General features: G+C 67.7%; 16 protein-coding genes and 1 tRNA gene. 8 read left to right on the forward strand and 9 right to left on the reverse strand.

Going from position 1 to position 16,634, the window contains the following annotated elements:
* Position 1 precedes the first annotated feature (1 nt).
* A complete protein-coding gene (locus tag NQ038_RS06660) occupies positions 2 to 772 on the reverse strand; it encodes a potassium channel family protein (RefSeq protein WP_257046588.1) in 771 nt (256 codons plus the stop codon).
* A 98-nt stretch (positions 773 to 870) separates the two neighbouring features.
* Here NQ038_RS06660 and zapE point away from each other — a divergent pair, with 98 nt between their 5' ends.
* On the forward strand, positions 871 to 1,962 hold the full coding sequence (gene zapE, locus NQ038_RS06665; protein ID WP_257062160.1) for a cell division protein ZapE: 1,092 nt from the start codon (positions 871 to 873) through the stop codon (positions 1,960 to 1,962).
* Here the strand turns inward: zapE and NQ038_RS06670 are convergent.
* The 3 genes from NQ038_RS06670 to NQ038_RS06680 form a co-directional block, all read right to left on the reverse strand.
* Positions 1,955 to 2,278: an SDR family NAD(P)-dependent oxidoreductase gene (locus tag NQ038_RS06670; protein ID WP_257062161.1), complete on the reverse strand. Its 324-nt coding sequence runs from the start codon at positions 2,276 to 2,278 to the stop codon at positions 1,955 to 1,957. The two genes, zapE and NQ038_RS06670, sit on opposite strands and share 8 nt — an antisense overlap.
* Positions 2,265 to 2,741, reverse strand: a complete 477-nt coding sequence (locus NQ038_RS06675; RefSeq protein ID WP_257062163.1) for an SDR family oxidoreductase — start codon at positions 2,739 to 2,741, stop codon at positions 2,265 to 2,267. Before NQ038_RS06675 ends, NQ038_RS06670 begins: the two co-directional genes overlap by 14 nt.
* Before the next feature lie 120 nt (positions 2,742 to 2,861).
* A tRNA-Pro gene (locus NQ038_RS06680) sits at positions 2,862 to 2,935 on the reverse strand.
* A gap of 265 nt (positions 2,936 to 3,200) precedes the next feature.
* Between NQ038_RS06680 and gcvH the strand changes: the two genes are divergently transcribed.
* The 4 genes from gcvH (at position 3,201) to NQ038_RS06700 (ending at position 6,159) form a co-directional block, all read left to right on the forward strand.
* A complete protein-coding gene (gcvH, locus tag NQ038_RS06685) occupies positions 3,201 to 3,605 on the forward strand; it encodes a glycine cleavage system protein GcvH (RefSeq protein WP_257046585.1) in 405 nt (134 codons plus the stop codon).
* The gene (locus NQ038_RS06690; RefSeq protein ID WP_257046584.1) at positions 3,602 to 4,066 is read left to right on the forward strand and encodes an FHA domain-containing protein; all 465 of its coding nucleotides are present in this window, start codon (positions 3,602 to 3,604) and stop codon (positions 4,064 to 4,066) included. Before gcvH ends, NQ038_RS06690 begins: the two co-directional genes overlap by 4 nt.
* A 53-nt stretch (positions 4,067 to 4,119) precedes the next feature.
* The gene (locus NQ038_RS06695; RefSeq protein ID WP_257046583.1) at positions 4,120 to 4,599 is read left to right on the forward strand and encodes a bifunctional nuclease family protein; all 480 of its coding nucleotides are present in this window, start codon (positions 4,120 to 4,122) and stop codon (positions 4,597 to 4,599) included.
* Between the two features lie 165 nt (positions 4,600 to 4,764).
* The gene (locus NQ038_RS06700) at positions 4,765 to 6,159 is read left to right on the forward strand and encodes a class II 3-deoxy-7-phosphoheptulonate synthase (RefSeq protein WP_257046655.1); all 1,395 of its coding nucleotides are present in this window, start codon (positions 4,765 to 4,767) and stop codon (positions 6,157 to 6,159) included.
* A 93-nt stretch (positions 6,160 to 6,252) separates the two neighbouring features.
* Here NQ038_RS06700 and NQ038_RS06705 read toward each other — a convergent pair whose 3' ends face one another.
* A complete protein-coding gene (locus NQ038_RS06705; RefSeq protein ID WP_257062165.1) occupies positions 6,253 to 8,409 on the reverse strand; it encodes a PASTA domain-containing protein in 2,157 nt (718 codons plus the stop codon).
* On the reverse strand, positions 8,406 to 9,617 hold the full coding sequence (locus NQ038_RS06710) for a LysM peptidoglycan-binding domain-containing protein (protein WP_257062167.1): 1,212 nt from the start codon (positions 9,615 to 9,617) through the stop codon (positions 8,406 to 8,408). Before NQ038_RS06710 ends, NQ038_RS06705 begins: the two co-directional genes overlap by 4 nt.
* Positions 9,618 to 9,745: 128 nt before the next feature.
* Between NQ038_RS06710 and NQ038_RS06715 the strand changes: the two genes are divergently transcribed.
* On the forward strand, positions 9,746 to 10,099 hold the full coding sequence (locus tag NQ038_RS06715) for an Rv2175c family DNA-binding protein (protein WP_373456788.1): 354 nt from the start codon (positions 9,746 to 9,748) through the stop codon (positions 10,097 to 10,099).
* Positions 10,100 to 10,129: 30 nt separating this feature from the next.
* On the opposite strand, the gene NQ038_RS06720 is transcribed toward NQ038_RS06715, so the two are convergent.
* Positions 10,130 to 11,203: a polyprenyl synthetase family protein gene (locus NQ038_RS06720; protein WP_257062168.1), complete on the reverse strand. Its 1,074-nt coding sequence runs from the start codon at positions 11,201 to 11,203 to the stop codon at positions 10,130 to 10,132.
* A gap of 84 nt (positions 11,204 to 11,287) precedes the next feature.
* Here NQ038_RS06720 and dinB point away from each other — a divergent pair, with 84 nt between their 5' ends.
* Positions 11,288 to 12,619: a DNA polymerase IV gene (dinB, locus tag NQ038_RS06725; RefSeq protein ID WP_257056896.1), complete on the forward strand. Its 1,332-nt coding sequence runs from the start codon at positions 11,288 to 11,290 to the stop codon at positions 12,617 to 12,619.
* Between the two features lie 138 nt (positions 12,620 to 12,757).
* Positions 12,758 to 13,156, forward strand: a complete 399-nt coding sequence (locus NQ038_RS06730) for a DUF3040 domain-containing protein (RefSeq protein ID WP_257046578.1) — start codon at positions 12,758 to 12,760, stop codon at positions 13,154 to 13,156.
* 149 nt (positions 13,157 to 13,305) lie between these two features.
* On the opposite strand, the gene NQ038_RS06735 is transcribed toward NQ038_RS06730, so the two are convergent.
* Together NQ038_RS06735 and NQ038_RS06740 are read right to left on the reverse strand one after the other, a co-directional pair.
* Positions 13,306 to 15,486, reverse strand: coding sequence for a DUF3488 and transglutaminase-like domain-containing protein (locus tag NQ038_RS06735; protein ID WP_257062170.1), 2,181 nt, complete (start codon positions 15,484 to 15,486; stop codon positions 13,306 to 13,308).
* Positions 15,483 to 16,628, reverse strand: a complete 1,146-nt coding sequence (locus NQ038_RS06740; protein WP_257046576.1) for a DUF58 domain-containing protein — start codon at positions 16,626 to 16,628, stop codon at positions 15,483 to 15,485. Before NQ038_RS06740 ends, NQ038_RS06735 begins: the two co-directional genes overlap by 4 nt.
* Between the last annotated feature and the right edge of the window lie 6 nt (positions 16,629 to 16,634).

The following is a 16,634-nucleotide window of genomic DNA, read 5'->3' on the forward strand; positions in this document are numbered from 1 at the left end:
CCTACTGGGGTCCCGGGACGTGGGGAGGAGAGTCCGAAGAACGTTTTCCGGCGTCTTGGGATTCGAGCAGAGTGCGCAGATCCGCGATCTCCGCGCGCAGGGCCTCGACCTGGGCCCCGGTGGCGTGTTCGGCGGCCGTCGTGGCCCGGTTGGTCTCCGCGGACACGCGTTCGACGATCCACGATGACAGGGTCGCCGTCACGGTTCCGATCAGGGCGATGCCCCCGACCATCAGGCCCGCGGCGATGATGCGGCCGGCGGTGGTCACGGGGATGAACTCGCCGTAGCCCACGGTCGTCATGGTCTCGAATGCCCACCACAGGGCCTGGCCGAAGGTGTCGATCGTACCGTGGCCGTTCTCCGCGTCGAGTACTGCGAGCGCGGCGATCAGGATCGTCAGCAGGGAGGCCCCCACGGTGTAGGCGAGGACCCGGCCGCGCAGCATGTTCCCTGCCCCGCGTTGGATTAGGGAGAGCACGGTGAGGAAGCGCATCAGTCGCAGGGGTCGGAACATCGGCAGGGCGACGATGAGCAGGTCGAGCAGGTGCCGGGCGAACCACCGCAGGCGGTGTTCGGCCAGGCACAGGCACACCAGGTAGTCGAGTGCGAACAACAGCCACGTCACTCGGATGGCGAGCTCCGCACCAGCCGTGATCTGCGGATGGGCCTTGTCGATCACCTGCAGGGCATAGGCGATGAGGAAGACGAGGGCCGCCGCCATCAGGGGCCATTCGGTGAAGCGCTGCCAGCGGGCCAGGCGGGATCCGTACATGCGTCCATCGTATGGCCGGTGTCCGGTCGGGTTCTGAAGGGTGTGGCGAGTGGCGCCTCACAGTGCGATGGATAGTTTGTTGAGGCTATCCTGTGAATATGAATGACGTTCCAGCTGCGGCTTTGACGGATCCGGAACCCGATGCGGGGCAGGTCGCCCTGCAGGATGAACTATCGGACTATCTGAGTGGGCACACCACCGTCGGAGCACCCGCCGGGTACTACATCCACGGCCCTGCGGGGCGGGGCAAGACCTGGCTGGCGGGGCGGGCGTTCGCTGCCGCACCGGTGCCCGATGATGCCAAGGTGCGCATCCACTTCCATTCCTTCTTCGAGCGGATGCAGCGTGGACTGGCCGGGCGGGGCAGCAGCCGCAGTGCCATCGAACAGACGGTGGACGCGCTGCTCGACGGCATCCGGTTGTGCTTCTTCGACGAGCTGCACATCCACGATCCGGGTGGGGCGTCGTTGCTCAATCACCTCTTGGCGGAATTGGCGGACCGCTCGGTTCCGACGCTCATCACCTCCAACTACGAACCGGAGGGACTCCTGCCGCACCGGCTCTACCACCATGTGGCAGTGCCGGGCATCCGGACGATCAGGGAGAACTTCGAGGTCCGTCTGCTCGACGGGGGAGTGGACTATCGGCGTCCCGGCTCAGGCTCCGAGCGCTTCGCCCGCGGATCCTGGATCGTTGCGCCCGCTGGGCACGGCGGCGTCGCAGAGCTGGCCGCCGCCGGTCTGCGCGCCCCGACCGGGGAGGAGGCGACATGCGTGCTCAAGGCGCACCACGCTTTGCGCGCCAGGGCCGTGCGCGGACGGGAGGTCTGGTTCGACTTCGCGGATCTGCTGGAGGTCGGCAGTGTCAGCGGGGACTATCTCGAGTTGGCCCGACGGTTCGACGCCTGGGTCGTCACCGGGGTGCCGGCGGTCTCCGGAATGAGCAGAAATGCGCGCAAGCGCCTGGTGGATCTGCTCGATGTGCTCGTCGATGCCGATCGGATGCTGACGGTGGTGGCCAGTGTGCCGCGGACTGAGTTCGTCGACATGGAGCGGGCGCTGCCGGCAGATATGTTCCGGGCTCAGAGCCGGCTCGCCATGCTGTGCGAACAGCCCGCGGAGGGCATGCGCGCGGCGGCGGTGGCGGGTCGACTCCGGCCCGGAAAGCGTGGAGCCGGGCGGCTCAGCTGAAGGAGGGCTGCCCGGTCCATGAGGTCAGGCCGCCGTCCACCGGCAGGGTCACCCCGGTGATGAAGGAGGCGTCGGGAGAGGCGAGGAAGGCCGCTGCCGCTGCGATCTCGCTGGGCTGGGCCACCCGGCCCAGGGGGATCGAGGTGGCATAGGCATCGCGGACCTCGGGCTTGGAGTCGAGTACCGGCTGCAGGGCGGGGGTGGCCACCGGCCCAGGGGCGACGGCGTTGACGCGGACTCCGGAGTGGCCGTAGTCGACGGCCATCGAGCGGGTCAGATTGATGACCGCGCCCTTGGCGGCGTTATAGGCGGCCATCGCAGGATCCCCCACCCATCCCGGAGATCGAGGCGGTGGAGACGATCGAACCGTGGGAGGCGATGAGGTGGGGCAGCGCCGCGCGGGCGGTGTGGAAGACGCCGCCCAGGTCGATCGACATGATGCGGTTCCAACCCGCATCGTCGGTTTCCGTCACACTGCCGAACAGGCCGATGCCGGCATTGGCGACGAGTACGTCGAGGCGCCCGTGCTCCTGGGCGATTCCGTCGATTGCCGCTGTCACGGCTGCGGGGTCGGAGACATCGAGGATGATCGTGTGGAAGCGTCCGGCCAGTTCCGCATCCAGCTCGCCGGTGAAGCCGTCGATATTGGCCTGTGAGACATCGGCGGCGACGACGGTGGCACCTTCGGCCAGGAAACGGCTGGATTCCGCGGCTCCGATTCCGGAGACGCCCCCGGTGATGAAGACGACCTTGTCCTGGAAGCGAGGCGTATGTGTCATGGTTTCCCCTGTTCTCCGTAAATGCTGCGTACGCAGCTGTTAACCACGGGGCGGATGAGGAAATTCCTGGATCAGAGGGCACAAAAACCCGACATCGGAAACCGATGTCGGGTGAATTTGTCGGGTTGACAGGATTTGAACCTGCGACCCCCTGACCCCCAGTCAGGTGCGCTACCAAGCTGCGCCACAACCCGTTGCATGCCGTTTCTCATTGGCTGAGCAACGTTGATAACTCTATACCGACTCTGCGGCCGAATGCAAAACGGAATCGGTCGTAGGGGGATTTTGTGGCACATCCCACTCATCCCACACAAGGTGGTAGGTTTGTGGCAGTCGGACGGGCGGGCGTGGGACACGCAGACGACCATCGCGGGTTCCGACGTGGAGTCCGCGGTGCCGTTATGCTTGTGTTATCAACCCGTTCACGGGCTGCACGTACTACTTATGTCAGGAGATACAATGGCCACCTTGGAGTATCCGGCCGCACTCCGGTATTCGCGCGATCACGAATGGGCCGCGGGGACCGATGGTGACGGAGCCGTGCGCGTGGGGATCACCGCGTTCGCACAGGATTCCCTCGGTGACGTGGTCTTCGTCGAGGCCCCCGCTGTGGGTGATTCCGTCACGGCCGGTGAACAGTGCGGTGAGGTCGAAAGCACCAAGAGCGTCTCGGATCTGATCTCGCCGGTCACCGGGACCGTCGTCGAGGTCAACGAATCCCTAGGCGACAGTCCGGAAGTCATCAACTCCGACCCGTATGGTGAGGGATGGATCTTCACCGTCTCGCTCGAAGGAGACGGGGCCTTGGGCGATCTACTCGACTCCGCGGCGTATGCGGATTTCGTTGCGAATGAGGTGGCATGATGTCGCAGAACACTCCCGATGGTCGGCCCAACCCGGCGCCGGCGACTTCGGCTCAGCAGGTCCAGGCGACTGGCGCACAGGGACAGACGGTACCCGGTGTGGTGAACCCGCAGACGGGTGAGATTCATCCCGTGTCGAACCTGGAGCACATTGAGGACTCAGACGCCCTTTTGGTCGTGGTCTCCGGCCCCGACGCCGGCGCCCAGATCCTATTGGACACGGATACCATCACGGTGGGTCGCAGCCCCAACGCCGACATCTTCCTCGACGATGTGACGGTCTCGCGTAACCATGCGGAATTCGTTCGCACCCCCTCCGGGTTCATCCTGCGCGATGTCGGCTCGCTCAACGGCACCTATGTGGGTCGGCAGTTGATCGATTCGATCGAACTGCAGAACGGCGCGGACGTGCAGATCGGCAAGTTCCGGATGGTCTTCCAGCAGCGACCGCGCCAGAACTGACCAGCGGGCGTCCCCGGGGCGTCCGGCACCAAGGTTTCGCAGAACAGGGGATCATGTCCGATATCCAGCTCGAAGTAGTGGGTGTGCGGGTGGAGATGCCGGCCAATCAGCCGATCCTCCTCCTCAAGGCGGCCCATGCCCCGCGCTTCCTGCCGATTTGGATCGGCACGGCGGAGGCCCAGGCCGTCAGCATCGTGCTGCGCGGGCTCGAACCGCCCCGGCCGTTGAGCCACAATCTCATGCTCGAGATCTTCCGGGCCTACGACGATGCACCCGAGCGAGTGGTGATCACGGCTCAGGAACAGCACGTGTTCCACGCCGCCATCCACACCAGTATGGGCAAGGTCCTCGACGCGCGGCCCTCGGACGCCGTTCCCCTGGCCCTCCTGGCCCAGTGTCCTGTCTATACCACGGGCGACCTCCTGGACTCCGCCGGCATCGACGCCCCGCAGCCGGATGAGGAGGAAGTCGCCCAGTTCAGGGACTTCCTCGACCACGTGTCTCCGGAGGATTTCGAGAATGGAGACGGCTGAGGCCGTCCGCACCGGGCACCCGGTGCCACACCCAGGGGCGGGGGCGGTTCGCAATGTGAACCGCCCCCGCCCCTCGTCATGCAGACCGCTACATTGAATGGCGGTACACCAACCCGGTCGACGGAGATCCGCCGGCCGCATCTACAGAGGAGCACGCGCGTGAACCTGGATTCGCGGCAATACACGCAAGTGGACGGCGATGCGACCGCCACAGAAGAGACCATCGCAGGGCTTGACGCCTGGCGCGCGATGAATCCCCTGCAGCAGCCCACCTATCTCGACGAAGAGGAACTCGCCGGAGTCCGCACGCAGTTGAGCGCCCTGCCCCCGCTGATCTTCGCGGGCGAGGCCGACCGCCTCAAGGCGCAAATCGGCCAGGCGGCCGCCGGCAACGCCTTCCTTCTGGCCGGCGGGGACTGCGCGGAGGCCTTCGAAGACGCGACCGCCGACAAGATCCGCCGTCGCGTCCAGACGGTCCTGCAGATGGCAGCGGTGCTGACCTACGGTGGTTCGATGCCCGTGGTCAAGATGGGCCGGATGGCCGGCCAGTTCGCCAAGCCCCGCTCGGCCGACACCGAGACCCGCGACGGTGTGACCCTGCCCAGCTACCGCGGCGATATCGTCAACAACCACGCGTTCACCGCCGAAGCCAGGCGGCACGATCCGCACCGGCTGCTGCGCGCCTACCAGACCTCGGCGGCCACGCTCAATCTCATCCGGGCCTTCACCACTGGCGGTTTCGCCGATCTGCGCAGGGTCCACTCCTGGAACAGGGGCTTCCTGGCCTCGAACACCAACTACCAGCGCTATGAGGCGATCGCCGGCGAGATCGATGGTGCGCTGAAGTTCATGGAGGCCTGCGGGGCGGACTTCTCCACCCTGGCCACCACCGAGTTCTTCGCCTCCCATGAGGCCCTGTTGCTGGAGTACGAACGGGCACTGACCCGGATCGACTCGCGCACGGGGGAACCCTACGACGTGTCGGGACATTTCCTGTGGATCGGCGAGCGGACCCGGCAGCCGGATTCGGCGCACGTGGACTTCCTGTCCCGAGTGAAGAACCCGATCGGCGTGAAACTGGGTCCCACCGCAACCGCCGACGAGGTCCGGTTCCTGGCCGACAAGCTCGATCCCGAACACGAACCGGGCCGCCTGACCTTCATCACCCGAATGGGTGCCGGTGCCATCAGGGAGCGCCTGCCGAAGCTGTTGATGCAGGTCGCAGGTGACCTGCCGCAGGTCGCCTGGGTCTCCGATCCGATGCACGGGAACACGATCACCTCGAACACGGGCTACAAGACCCGCCGATTCGAGGACGTGATGGACGAGGTCGCCGGATTCTTCGATTCGCACCGCGAGGCCGGCACCGTCCCGGCGGGTCTGCACATCGAGCTGACCGGTGACGATGTCACCGAGGTGCTCGGCGGCGGGGCGCAGATCGACGAAGAGGGCCTGCGCCGCAGGTACGAGACCCTGGTCGATCCGCGGTTGAACCACGATCAGTCCTTGGAGATGGCCTTCCAGGTCGCCGAGAGCCTGCGCGCCCACCGCCAGGGATGAGCCCGGCCCCGGGCGAGGATTCCGGGCGGCGGGAGTCGTCGCAGAACAGGCAGGGGGTATGAGCGGAGGCAATCCGCCCATACCCCCTGCCTGTTACTTTTCGTCCTTCTTCCCGGACTTCGCGTCCGGCTTCTTCTTCTCGGGCTTCTTGTCCGTGGCGGAATCCTTGGACTTCTCCGCCTTCTTGCCCTTGGACACCCGGAGCAGGATCAGATCGTCCTTGTCCTTGCGGCTGCCCGGCCTGGGGTAGGAATTGACCACATCGCCCTTTTTCACGGTATCGCTGTAGACATCGTCGCGCCCCACTCGGAAGCCCAGCCGTGTCAGCTTGCCCATTGCGGCCTTGAAGGACATCCCGGCCACCTCGGGCACTGCGACGGGCTCCTCGCCCTTGGACACCGTCACACTGATCTTGGTCCCCGGTTTGAGCGTGGTCCCGGCTTCGGTGCGCTGTGAGATCACCGTGTCCTTGTCCACGGAGGAGGAGTACGTACGCGAGACCTTCCCCAGTGCCAGTCCGGCCTTCTTCAGTTTCTTCTGTGCGGCCGACTGTCCCAGTCCGGTGACGTCGGGGACCTTGACGGGTTTGGGACCATCGGAGACGACCAGGAGCACAGCGGACCCCGGCGCCACGGACTTACCCCCGCCGGGTTCGCTGTCGACCACCCTGCCCTTGGCGACCTTGGCGTTATAGCGCTTCTGCGTGCTGGTGCGCAGTCCCACCTGCCGCAACGACTGCTGGGCGACCGTCAGTTCGGCGCCGGCGGCGATGTGCGGCACGGTTGTCATGGGTGGGGTGGTGGTGGCCTCTGCAGTGGGCGCCTGCTCGTCGCCGCGACCGTGTGCCACACTGGCGATCGCGCCCCAGGTTCCGAGCACCAGGACCAGTGCGGCGGCCACCAGGGCCACCAGGCCCTTACGTCGCCTCCGGTAGATCGGACCGCTGGGCACCGCACCGGTGCCTGACTGTTCGGCGGCCGCAGCCGGTTCTGACCGCGCGGTGGGGGTCCCGGCTGCTGCAGCACCGACTTCGGCTTCGCCGACCGGCGCACTCGGGGCGCGCTGTGCCCGCTCGGTCGGTGCGGGCGACTCCGTTCGCACCGGCGCCGGTGGCACGGGTGTCGGCTGTGCGGCGGTGCCGGGCGCTGACGTCTCCACCACCTCGCGGGCGGGATGAGCGCCGGCGGCCGGTGCGCTGGTGCGCGGTTGGCTGCCCTGGACCTGCCCGCCGGGGGCGATCCGCCTGGCGGATGCACTGGTCTGGGGACCCGTGGAACGCGAGGTGCGCTGCGCCGCGGCACGGGCGCGCTCCGCGGCCACGGATCGGGTGGAGGGCCCCGTCGCATGGGTTCGGCCGTGAACGGAACCGGATGCTTCGGCTGCGGGTCCTGCGCCCAGGTCCAGCTGCCTGTCGGTCAGCCGGGCGCGCAGCTCTCCCAGGGCCGCCCGGACCGTCGTGGCGGAGTCCGGGCGGTCGGCCCTGTCCGGCGCGGTCAGCCAGAGGACGATCTCGTCGAGGCCGGAGTGCAGACCTGGGACCAGCACGCTGGGTGCCGGCACCCGGTCGTGGACGTGCCGATAGGCGACCTGGATCGGTACCTCGTCGGTATACGGCTGGGTGCCCGTGAGCATCTCGTAGAGCATGATGCCGACGGTGTAGAGATCGGTGCGCTCATCGGCCCCGGTGCGGGTGACGAGCTCCGGGGCCACATAGCCGACGGTCCCGATCAGCGTCTTGGTCGTCGTCTCGGTCGTCACCGCACGGGCCAGGCCGAAGTCCGTGAGCTTGATCTGCCCGTCGGTGCCCAGGAGCACGTTGTCCGGCTTGAGGTCACGGTGGATCATCCCGGCGCCGTGCACGGCTTCGAGTGCGGCGAGGATGGAGTCGGTCACGACGATCGCCTGACGTGGGGTCAGGGTCCCCGTGCGTTTGAGCTCTTGGCGTAGGGTGACCGACTCCAAGTACTCCATCACGAGGTAGACGACGGCGCCATCGCGGCCCTGGTCGGTGACGCGGATCAGATTCGGGCTGTGCAGGCGTGAGGCGTTGGCGGCCTCCCGCTCGAAGCGCTCGACGAAGCTCTGATCGGCTGCCAGATGCGCGTGCATGACCTTGACGCCCACAGTCGAACCCGTGCGCAGATCGGTGCCACGGTAGACCATGGCCATTCCGCCGCGGGCCACCGCCGCATCGATTCGGTAGCGGTCGTTGAGGATATCGCCGAGCAGCTGATCGCGCAGTTGCTTCACAGACTCTCACCGTCCGCGGGCGTGCTCAGAATGGGCGCGGTCATCACGGGCCCGGACGGAACCGCGTGCAGCCAGGTGTTCTGCCGCTTCAGCCGGTCCCTGGCGATCTGCACACCGCGGACAAAGGCGCGGGTGTCATCGGCCATCCCGTGTTCGGCCACACTGGCCGCGCCCTGATAGTAGGCGGCCAGTGCGAGCTTCTCATCGGGCGCACCCGCCAGTACGTGGTGCAGGATCGCCAGACCCGCGGTGATGTTGTCGAGGGGGTCGAGGATGTTCAGCTGCCGCCCACACAGACTGCCGGCCCAATCCCCGGCGGCCGGGGTGACCTGCATGATGCCAAGCGCGTTGACCGGCGCCACGGTGTGGTGGCGCAGCCCCGATTCCTGAGAGGCCACCGCAATCGCCAGATCCGCGGGGACTTCGAAATCGGGTGCAAGGCGGGCGATAGTCTCCCTGACCCACTGTTTGTCCGGCTGGGGTTCGGCCAGCAGCAGGGACTTGTTGATCCGGGCCGCGCGGAGCACCCTGGCCGGATAGGGCCGTCCGCCGACGCTCTCGGGAACGCTGGGCAAGTGCTCTGGCACCCGTGGGGCGATTCGCGATGAGCTGGCGCCGGTGCCCGTGAGGCTGAGCACCTCCCCGGTGACCAGGAGGTCTGCCTCGCCCAGCGCATTGGCCCGCCGCAGCACCTCCCGGCTGATCCGATGGGCAGCTGCGATCGAGGCCAGGGTATCGCCCGGCCGGACCCGGTAACCCGCGGGGTCGGCAGGGGCGTCGTTCTTCTCCGGCAGTGACAGGATCTGTCCCGGCCGCACATAGACCGGCCCGTGCAGGTCGTTGAGTTCGATCAGCGCCGGTGCGGAAACGCCGTGTCGTGCGGCGATGCTCAGGACATCGTCGTCGGTGCGCACCCGATAGGTCCGGCCACCGTGGCTGACCGGCACGGCGGCAGTGGTAGTGCCGCGCGTGAAACCGGGGCAATCGTCGAGCTGCTGGGGAATATCGATCTCCGGTACCGCAGTCGAGGCGGCCGGCTCGTCGGTCGGGCCACCGTCCGGCTGCCCGTCGGCCGTGGCCGACTGCGCGGTGGGGACCTCCCCGGTTGTCTGGACATGGGCCATCATGAGCGGCGCGTGCGCATCGGTGCCACCACCGGGGCGGCTGGATCTGGCCGTCCTGGTCGGCCTACGGCGAATGAAGCTCATGTGACCTGCAGTTCTAAGGGGAAGTGACGCCTTTAGCCCCTTCAGACTACTGCCTGAGCCCACAGCCGACGGAGCGGGCCCACCGGTTCGGCGTGTCGCAATGCGGCTCCGCCGAGTACCCTTAAGGGGTGAGTAGTGCAGAGGATAAAGTAGACGGATGGCTGACATACTCCCAGGTGGGCGAACTCATGGGGGAATCCGTGAATCGTGTGCGCCGGCTGGTGGAGGACAGGACGCTGGTCGCGCTCAAGCGCGGTAAGCCCAAGGAGTACTACGTGCCGGAGCTGTTCATGGACGGCTCGGCGCCGTTGGGCTCGTTGCGGGGAACGCTCATCACCCTGGGTGATTCGGGCTTCAGCGACGAGGAGGCGGTCGTGTGGTTGTTCACCGATGATCCGTCCCTGCCCGGGCGACCGATCGATGCGCTGCGCGCCGGCCGAAAGACCGAGGTCCGCCGCAGGGCCCAGGCGCTGGCCTTCTAACCGGACCGACCCACAGGGCACGGGAGGGGCTCAGACCTCGCGGCGGACCAGTTGCCGTGCGTATGTGCGCAGCAGACGGTCGTCCGCGGGGTCGAGTCCCAGTAGGTCGAGTGCGGCCATCGCGGAATCGTATTCCGCATCGATCCGAGCCTCGAGCGCCCCCAGCGCACCGGAGTCCCGCAACAGCGCGGTCATCCGGGACAGCTCCTGCGGTGTGAGATCCGATCCGCCCAGCCGTGCGAGGAACCAGTCGGACTCCTGCCGGTCCAGGGCCTCGAGTGCCAGGCCCACCAAGACGGTCTTCTTACCCTCCACCAGATCATCGCCGGCGGGCTTGCCCGTCACGGCAGGGTCTCCGAAGATGCCCAGCACGTCGTCGCGCATCTGGAACGCCCGGCCCAGCGGAAGACCGAAGCCGCTGAGCCCCTCGAGCAGTTCCGCCGGGGCGCCCGCCAGCGCCGCGCCTAGGACGAAGGGCTGTTCGACCGAGTACTTGGCGGACTTGAGCGTGAGCACCTCCAGTGCGGCGGCCTCGATATCGGCAGCGGCCACCGGCGTGGCCTCCAGGCGTAGGTCAAGGTACTGCCCCAGCATGACCTCCTGGCGGAACTCATCGTGAGCGGCCAGGACCCTCGCATCGCCCAGGGTGGGCAGTCCGGATGCCGCATAGAGCTGTTCGCTCAGGCTCAGGCACAGATCCCCGGCGATCACGGCGGCGGATACCCCATAGCGTTCGGAGGAGCCGCCGGCCCCGGCCGCACGGTGTTCGGAGCGGAACTCCGCGTGCACGGCGGGCATGCCCCTGCGGGTCTCCGAACCGTCGATGATGTCGTCGTGGATGAGAGCGGCAGCATGGAAGAGCTCCACGGAAGCCGCGATTCGCTCGATGCCGGGCGTCGTGGCGCTCGACCCCTGCCCGATTTCGAAACCCCACCAGGTGGCCAGGGCCCGCGTCCGTTTGCCCCCGGCAGTCATCCGCACGATCGGCTCCATCAACCGGGGTGCATGCGAGGACAGGGCCCGCAGCGCCTTCGCACGCTCCTCCATCACCTGGTCAATGGCCGCGTTGACGGCGGAGACGATCTTCACGGCCGGACTCAGCATGCGGTATTCAGCTCCTTGGCGGGTGTATCGGGTGGTGTGCGGGGTGCGCACCGATTCCCCAGCCTACCGGTTTAGGTTGGTGGCATGAGCAGGAAGCAGTTGGCGCGCAGCGGCGGGGACCTGCGTGCCCTGGGAACGGACGACACCGGATGTGTAATCCTGCATTTGGACATGGATTCCTTCTTCGTCTCCGTCGAATTGCTGGCCCGTCCGGAACTGGTCGGCCTGCCCGTCATCGTGGGCGGCCGGTCCGGCCGCGGGGTGGTGACCTCGGCCAGTTACGAGGCGCGTGAGTACGGTGTGCACGCGGCGATGCCGATGGCCAGGGCGATCCGCCTGTGTCCCATGGCCCACGTCATAGAGCCATCCCATGGGAAGTACCGGGAGTACTCCAGGGCTGTGTTCGACGTCGTGTCCGAAGTCACTCCGGATGTCGCCCAGGTCAGCGTGGACGAGGCCTATATCGACGTGTCAGGGGCAATCCGCCGGCTGGGGTCGCCTGCGCGCATCGCCTGGGAACTGCGCCGCAGGATCAGAGCTGTGACCGGGCTCAATGCATCGGTGGGCATCGCCACGACCATGGTCGTGGCGAAGATGGCATCGGCCCGTGCGAAGCCCAATGGCCAATTGGTCGTGCCACTCGACCAGGTCTCCGCGTTCACCGCACCCATGCCGGTCGAAGCACTGCCGGGGGTGGGCGGGCGGACCCAGCAGATACTGGCCGGCTACGGTATCACGACGATCGGCCGCCTGGCCGAATGCGATCCCGGATGGGCCCAGCGCGTGCTGGGCTCGGCGGGTCGGACCCTGGTCGGATACGCCCGGGGGCACGATGAGCGCACCGTGCACATGCGGGCGAAGGACCATTCGATCAGCGCGGAGCACACCTTCGAGCAGGACGTCTACGATCCCACGGTGCTGGTGCGCGAACTGCTGCGGCTGGCCGATACGGTGGCCTCGCGTCTGCGGGCCGAGGGCAAGGTCGCATCGGGGGTCGGCCTGAAGTACCGCACGGGCGAGTTCAAAACCTCCAGTCGCCAGGTCACCCTGCCCGCGCCCAGCGATGTGGCCGCGGAACTGCACCGGGCTCTGCTGCCGAGCCTGCAGGCCCTGCACACGGCGAACCGGGACGGGGTGCGCCTGCTGGGGTTACGGGCCGGAGGGCTGCTCGACGCGCAGATCGCAGGGCGCCAGGAGACGCTGTTCGACCCCGAGGTGGAACCGGCGTCCGGGCAGGCGGCGTCCATGCGTCCGGGTCGGGCGGCGCCTGGGGCCAACAGGCAGGCCGAGGTGGCGGCGGATCTGGTGCGCAAGCGTTTCGGCAGGGCGGCGATCGCCCCGGCTTCCTTACTGGGGCGGGACCCGGAGATGTCCGAGAGCACCGGGGAATCCCGGAGCGGGGAGGGGAGCGAATGAGGGAATTTGCACAGAGGAGGATCGCAATATCCTGCGAATGTTGGGTGACTGCGTTAGAAAGGTCACCCCGGCTAGTCGCCGGGTGCGACAACGACTAGAATGACAGGAGTTTTCAAACAGGCCTGTAGGGGGTTCGGGATGCCACTTTCTGATCACGAGCAAGAACTGCTCGACGAACTGGAGAAGCAGCTGTACCGCGAGGACCCTCGGTTCGTCCAGCACATCTCCGCAGCGCCGAAGGAGGCGGGCGGTTCGCTGAGTGCGAAGCACTTCGTCGCCGGTGTGCTCGTCCTGGTCGCCGGGGTCGCCATCGCGGTCGGTTCGTTGTTCTCCTTGCCGGCACCGTGGAACGTCGTCGTCGGCGTGCTGGGCTTCGCGATCATGGTGTTCGGGGGTTATTGGGCGGTGACCGGAACGAAACGGGGCCCGGCACAGACCACCGGTTCCGGTGCCTCCAAGCCGGCCAAGCCGGCCGGCAGCGCCGGGGGCTTCATGAAGAACATGGAGGACCGCTGGGACAAGCGCCAGGAACGCTGATCACGGGATTCGTCCGGTTCTGGGGCCCTACCCGCTGAAACCGGGCGAAGACCGGGGCTTCATTCCAAGCGCGGACCGCCGCAACACCAGAAAGGTGTTGCGGCGGTCCGCGCTTTTCCGCTGTTTCCCACGCCCCCGTCTGCGGCCCGTCACAGCCGCAGCCATTCCGCCCGGAAGCGGGTGGGCCAACCGGCGGCACTGCGCAGGCCCGCCCTGACTCCTGCCACCGCAACACGAGCAGTCGAGCGGTCCATGACCTTCTCAGTGCTGTCCCTGCCATAGCGGGAGACCTCCACTGCGGCACCGATCCGTTCGACCGCGCGGGTTGCAGCTTGGTCGCTCCCGGTCAGGTCGCACAGGATACCTGTGGCACCGGCTACCGTACCCGCAGGGTCCGCCGGCCGGCCATAATCGGCGAGGAGGGCCATCAACTCGCTCCACACGGCCTCCGGGTCGACGGGATCGCGCAGGCGGCGCGCCCGCCGGATACTGCGGATGGTCCGCGGTGCCAGCACCAGGACCAACAGCACCAGCACCGCGGCCAGGCAGGGGAGCAGCCACGCTGGGAGCCCGGCAGAAGTGTCCGGTTCGGCCGCCTCGGCGGGTCCGGTGGAGTCGGCGGGTCCGGCCTCCTCGGTCACTGCGGGGGCGGACTCATCCCCACCGGCGGACTCGCTGGCCTGCGCGGTGGGTGTTGGGGTGGCTTCGTCCCGTTGCCCCGTGTCCCCGGGTTGGGCCCCGGTCCACGGTGGGGGAGTCTCCCCGGTGCCCGGAGTCGGTTCGAACCGGACCCAGCCGGAACCGGGGAAGTACAGTTCCGGCCAAGCGTGGGCGTTGCGGTCGGTGATGGTGTAGGAACCGTCGTCGTCGGGCTGCCCGGGCGTGTAACCCACGGCGATCCTGGCCGGAATGCCCTCGACCCGCGCCAACACGGCCATCGTCGCGGAGAACTGCACACAGTAGCCACGCTTATCGCGCAGGAAGTCCGCAATGGCCGAATCGCTGGCCTGGGCCGGAGCATCGAGGGAATAGGTGAAGTCGTCCGAGCGCAGGTACGCCTGGATTCGGGCGGCCTTCTCCCAGGCGGAGTCCGCGCCCTTGGTCACTCGCGTGGCCGTTCTGGTGACGGATTCCGGCAGTGAATCGGGCAGGGACAGTTCACTGGCGAACCGGGTGCGGTCCGCGGTGCCCGCGGCGGCCAGCTCCTGCGGCTCGGGGGTGGCGGTCCGGGAGTCCACCGTATAGGTCTGATCGGCGCGCAGCCCGGTGTGTCCCACGATGGCAAGGGTCTTCGGATCGTAGATCCAGTCCTCCCCTGCGCCCTCCACAGCCACGGGGGAGTAGACGGTCGGCAGGTAGTTTCCGGTCAGGGCCCGCACTGTGAACGTCGTGCGGGATGCCGTGGTTTGCCCGGCCGGTGTCGATTCCGGTTCGGGCAGCCCTGCTGTCACCGCATTGTCGTTGCGCAGGGTGAAGTCCTCGGGCGACCAGGTGCGCCCGTCGAAGTCGGCCACAGCGGTCATCCGCACGGGCTCGGGGGTCTTGGCGTCGGTCGTATAGTTCAGCAGCGGGGTGTCGTCCTGTCGTGCCAGATCCTTGCGCAGGTCGAGGAAGGGGTTGGCGACCTTGAGATCGCCGGTGCCCAGCCTGTTGCGGTGGGTATCGGGGACATCGGGCAGTAGAATCGGCAGGCCCACGCCCAGCAGCAGAGCCAGGGCTCCGGCTCCCAGCGCTGTCAGCGGCACGCGGATGCGCCCCACATATCCGGTCAACAGCACGAGGACGAAGGCGACGCCCGCGCCGACGAAGTGCCAGGTTGAGACCAGCCCGCCCGCGAGGAAGACCGGGACCAGCCATGCCAGGAGGACGATGAAGGCGGCGGGTTTCGGGACGCGCAGGTCGGTGGCACACCAGTCGAGCACGATGACGAGGACTGCGAAGCCCAGCACGACCATGGTCGTGAACCCCGCAGTCGTGGCGGTCGGCGCAACGGTGTGGAAGACCTGTTCGCGGCCCTCGGAGATCTGGTCGACAACGGCCCCGTAGGCGGCGGGCCCCGGCAGGATCCCGCCGGCCAGTAGATGGGGCGTGCACAGATAGGGCAGGGCCACAAGCGCCACCACGAGCTGCACGAGAGGGGCCAGCCGCAGTCGGGCCACAGCGGGTATGAGACGGACGAGGCCACCACTGACGACGATGAGCCCCACCATGATCAGTGCGGGGGAGCGCCAGCCGGGATCGGAGAAGATCGCGCCGGTGGGCAGGACCGCAAGGCCTGCGGCACAGAGGACGAGCAGGCAGCGCAGCAGCGTTTCGACGGCACGGTTCACCGGCCCCACCTCCGATCCAGATGCCACGGCAGGACCGGAGCATCGACCTCGCCCAGCCGGGTGGCGTCGATGTGTCCGGTGAGGTCGGCCGTGGACCACACCTGACAGGAGGTCTGTCTGGGCAACCACTGCGCGAAGTGATCGTGCGCGGTGGGGGAGTCAGAGAGGACGAGGATGCGTTCGGGTGCCGGGCGGCCTGCACCCCCGCACAGTTCCGCCGGCCAGTCCTCGAGCCCGCGCGGCTCCCACAGGGCCAGGAACCGGTCGAACGCTGCCTCTTCGCCGGGGGCGAATTCGTGGATGGGGCCGTCGGAGTCCGTGGCGACGGCGGTCACGGCCACCCCCGTGTTCAGCAGCGTTCTGCCGAGTGCGGCGAATTGGGCGAGCACCGCCTCGGTGGCCGGGTCGGCATGGGACAGGTCGAAAGCGGCGGTCAGCAGGGGGTCCTCCTCCCTGGCCTCGACCCGCACCATGAGCTCGCCGGTCCGGGCGCTCGAGGTCCAGTGGACATGGCGCAGATCATCGCCGGGCACGTATTCGCGGGTATGGAAGTCGCGGCCTCCTGTGCCGCGGGTCAACCGGGCGCCGTGGGATACCGCGGGGTCACCACCGAAGGTGGCGGGGGCGTGGACGGCGAGGTCTGCGGGTGCGACTGCCACCTCGAAGGGGCCCGCGAGGCGTGCCGATCGTGTGACCAGGCCGAAGGCGCCGGAGAACACCGTGGAGATCCTGCGCAATCCCGAGGCTCCACGGTGCAGGGGATGGAACTCGGCGTCGACGGCCGCCCACCCCCGTCCGGCCAGACCCGGGACACCCGCGCTTAGCTGCGCGCCGAAGCCCTTGACCGGCTCGAGGGCGAGGACGAAGGCGGGCGCGGGCAGTGGCAGGGGGTTGTGCACATGGACGCGGATGTGGGCGGTCGAGCCCGCGCGCACGACCGGAGGGGAGGACGCCGACCCGACGAGTTCGGCTTCGGCGGTCACGCGTCCGGCCAACAGCCAGACGCCGAGTCCAGAGCAGACGACGAGTCCCAGCAGCAGGATGCCCAGGGGCAACAGGCCCGGTAGACCGAATCGATAGGCTGCGATGATGCAGGCGATACCCAGCGCGGTGAAGACGATTCCGGATGTGCTCAGGCGCATCGTAGC

Source organism: Brevibacterium sp. 50QC2O2 (assembly GCF_024580675.1).
GTDB lineage: Bacteria > Actinomycetota > Actinomycetes > Actinomycetales > Brevibacteriaceae > Brevibacterium > Brevibacterium moorei.

Bases quoted from the DNA above. Each gene is read 5' to 3' on its own strand.
- NQ038_RS06660 (WP_257046588.1), bottom strand. From the start codon at position 772: ATGTACGGATCCCGCCTGGCCCGCTGGCAGCGCTTCACCGAATGGCCC.
- zapE (WP_257062160.1), top strand. From the start codon at position 871: ATGAATGACGTTCCAGCTGCGGCTTTGACGGATCCGGAACCCGATGCG.
- NQ038_RS06670 (WP_257062161.1), bottom strand. From the start codon at position 2,278: ATGGCCGCCTATAACGCCGCCAAGGGCGCGGTCATCAATCTGACCCGC.
- NQ038_RS06675 (WP_257062163.1), bottom strand. From the start codon at position 2,741: ATGACACATACGCCTCGCTTCCAGGACAAGGTCGTCTTCATCACCGGG.
- gcvH (WP_257046585.1), top strand. From the start codon at position 3,201: ATGGCCACCTTGGAGTATCCGGCCGCACTCCGGTATTCGCGCGATCAC.
- NQ038_RS06690 (WP_257046584.1), top strand. From the start codon at position 3,602: ATGATGTCGCAGAACACTCCCGATGGTCGGCCCAACCCGGCGCCGGCG.
- NQ038_RS06695 (WP_257046583.1), top strand. From the start codon at position 4,120: ATGTCCGATATCCAGCTCGAAGTAGTGGGTGTGCGGGTGGAGATGCCG.
- NQ038_RS06710 (WP_257062167.1), bottom strand. From the start codon at position 9,617: ATGAGCTTCATTCGCCGTAGGCCGACCAGGACGGCCAGATCCAGCCGC.
- NQ038_RS06720 (WP_257062168.1), bottom strand. From the start codon at position 11,203: ATGCTGAGTCCGGCCGTGAAGATCGTCTCCGCCGTCAACGCGGCCATT.
- dinB (WP_257056896.1), top strand. From the start codon at position 11,288: ATGAGCAGGAAGCAGTTGGCGCGCAGCGGCGGGGACCTGCGTGCCCTG.
- NQ038_RS06730 (WP_257046578.1), top strand. From the start codon at position 12,758: ATGCCACTTTCTGATCACGAGCAAGAACTGCTCGACGAACTGGAGAAG.
- NQ038_RS06740 (WP_257046576.1), bottom strand. From the start codon at position 16,628: ATGCGCCTGAGCACATCCGGAATCGTCTTCACCGCGCTGGGTATCGCC.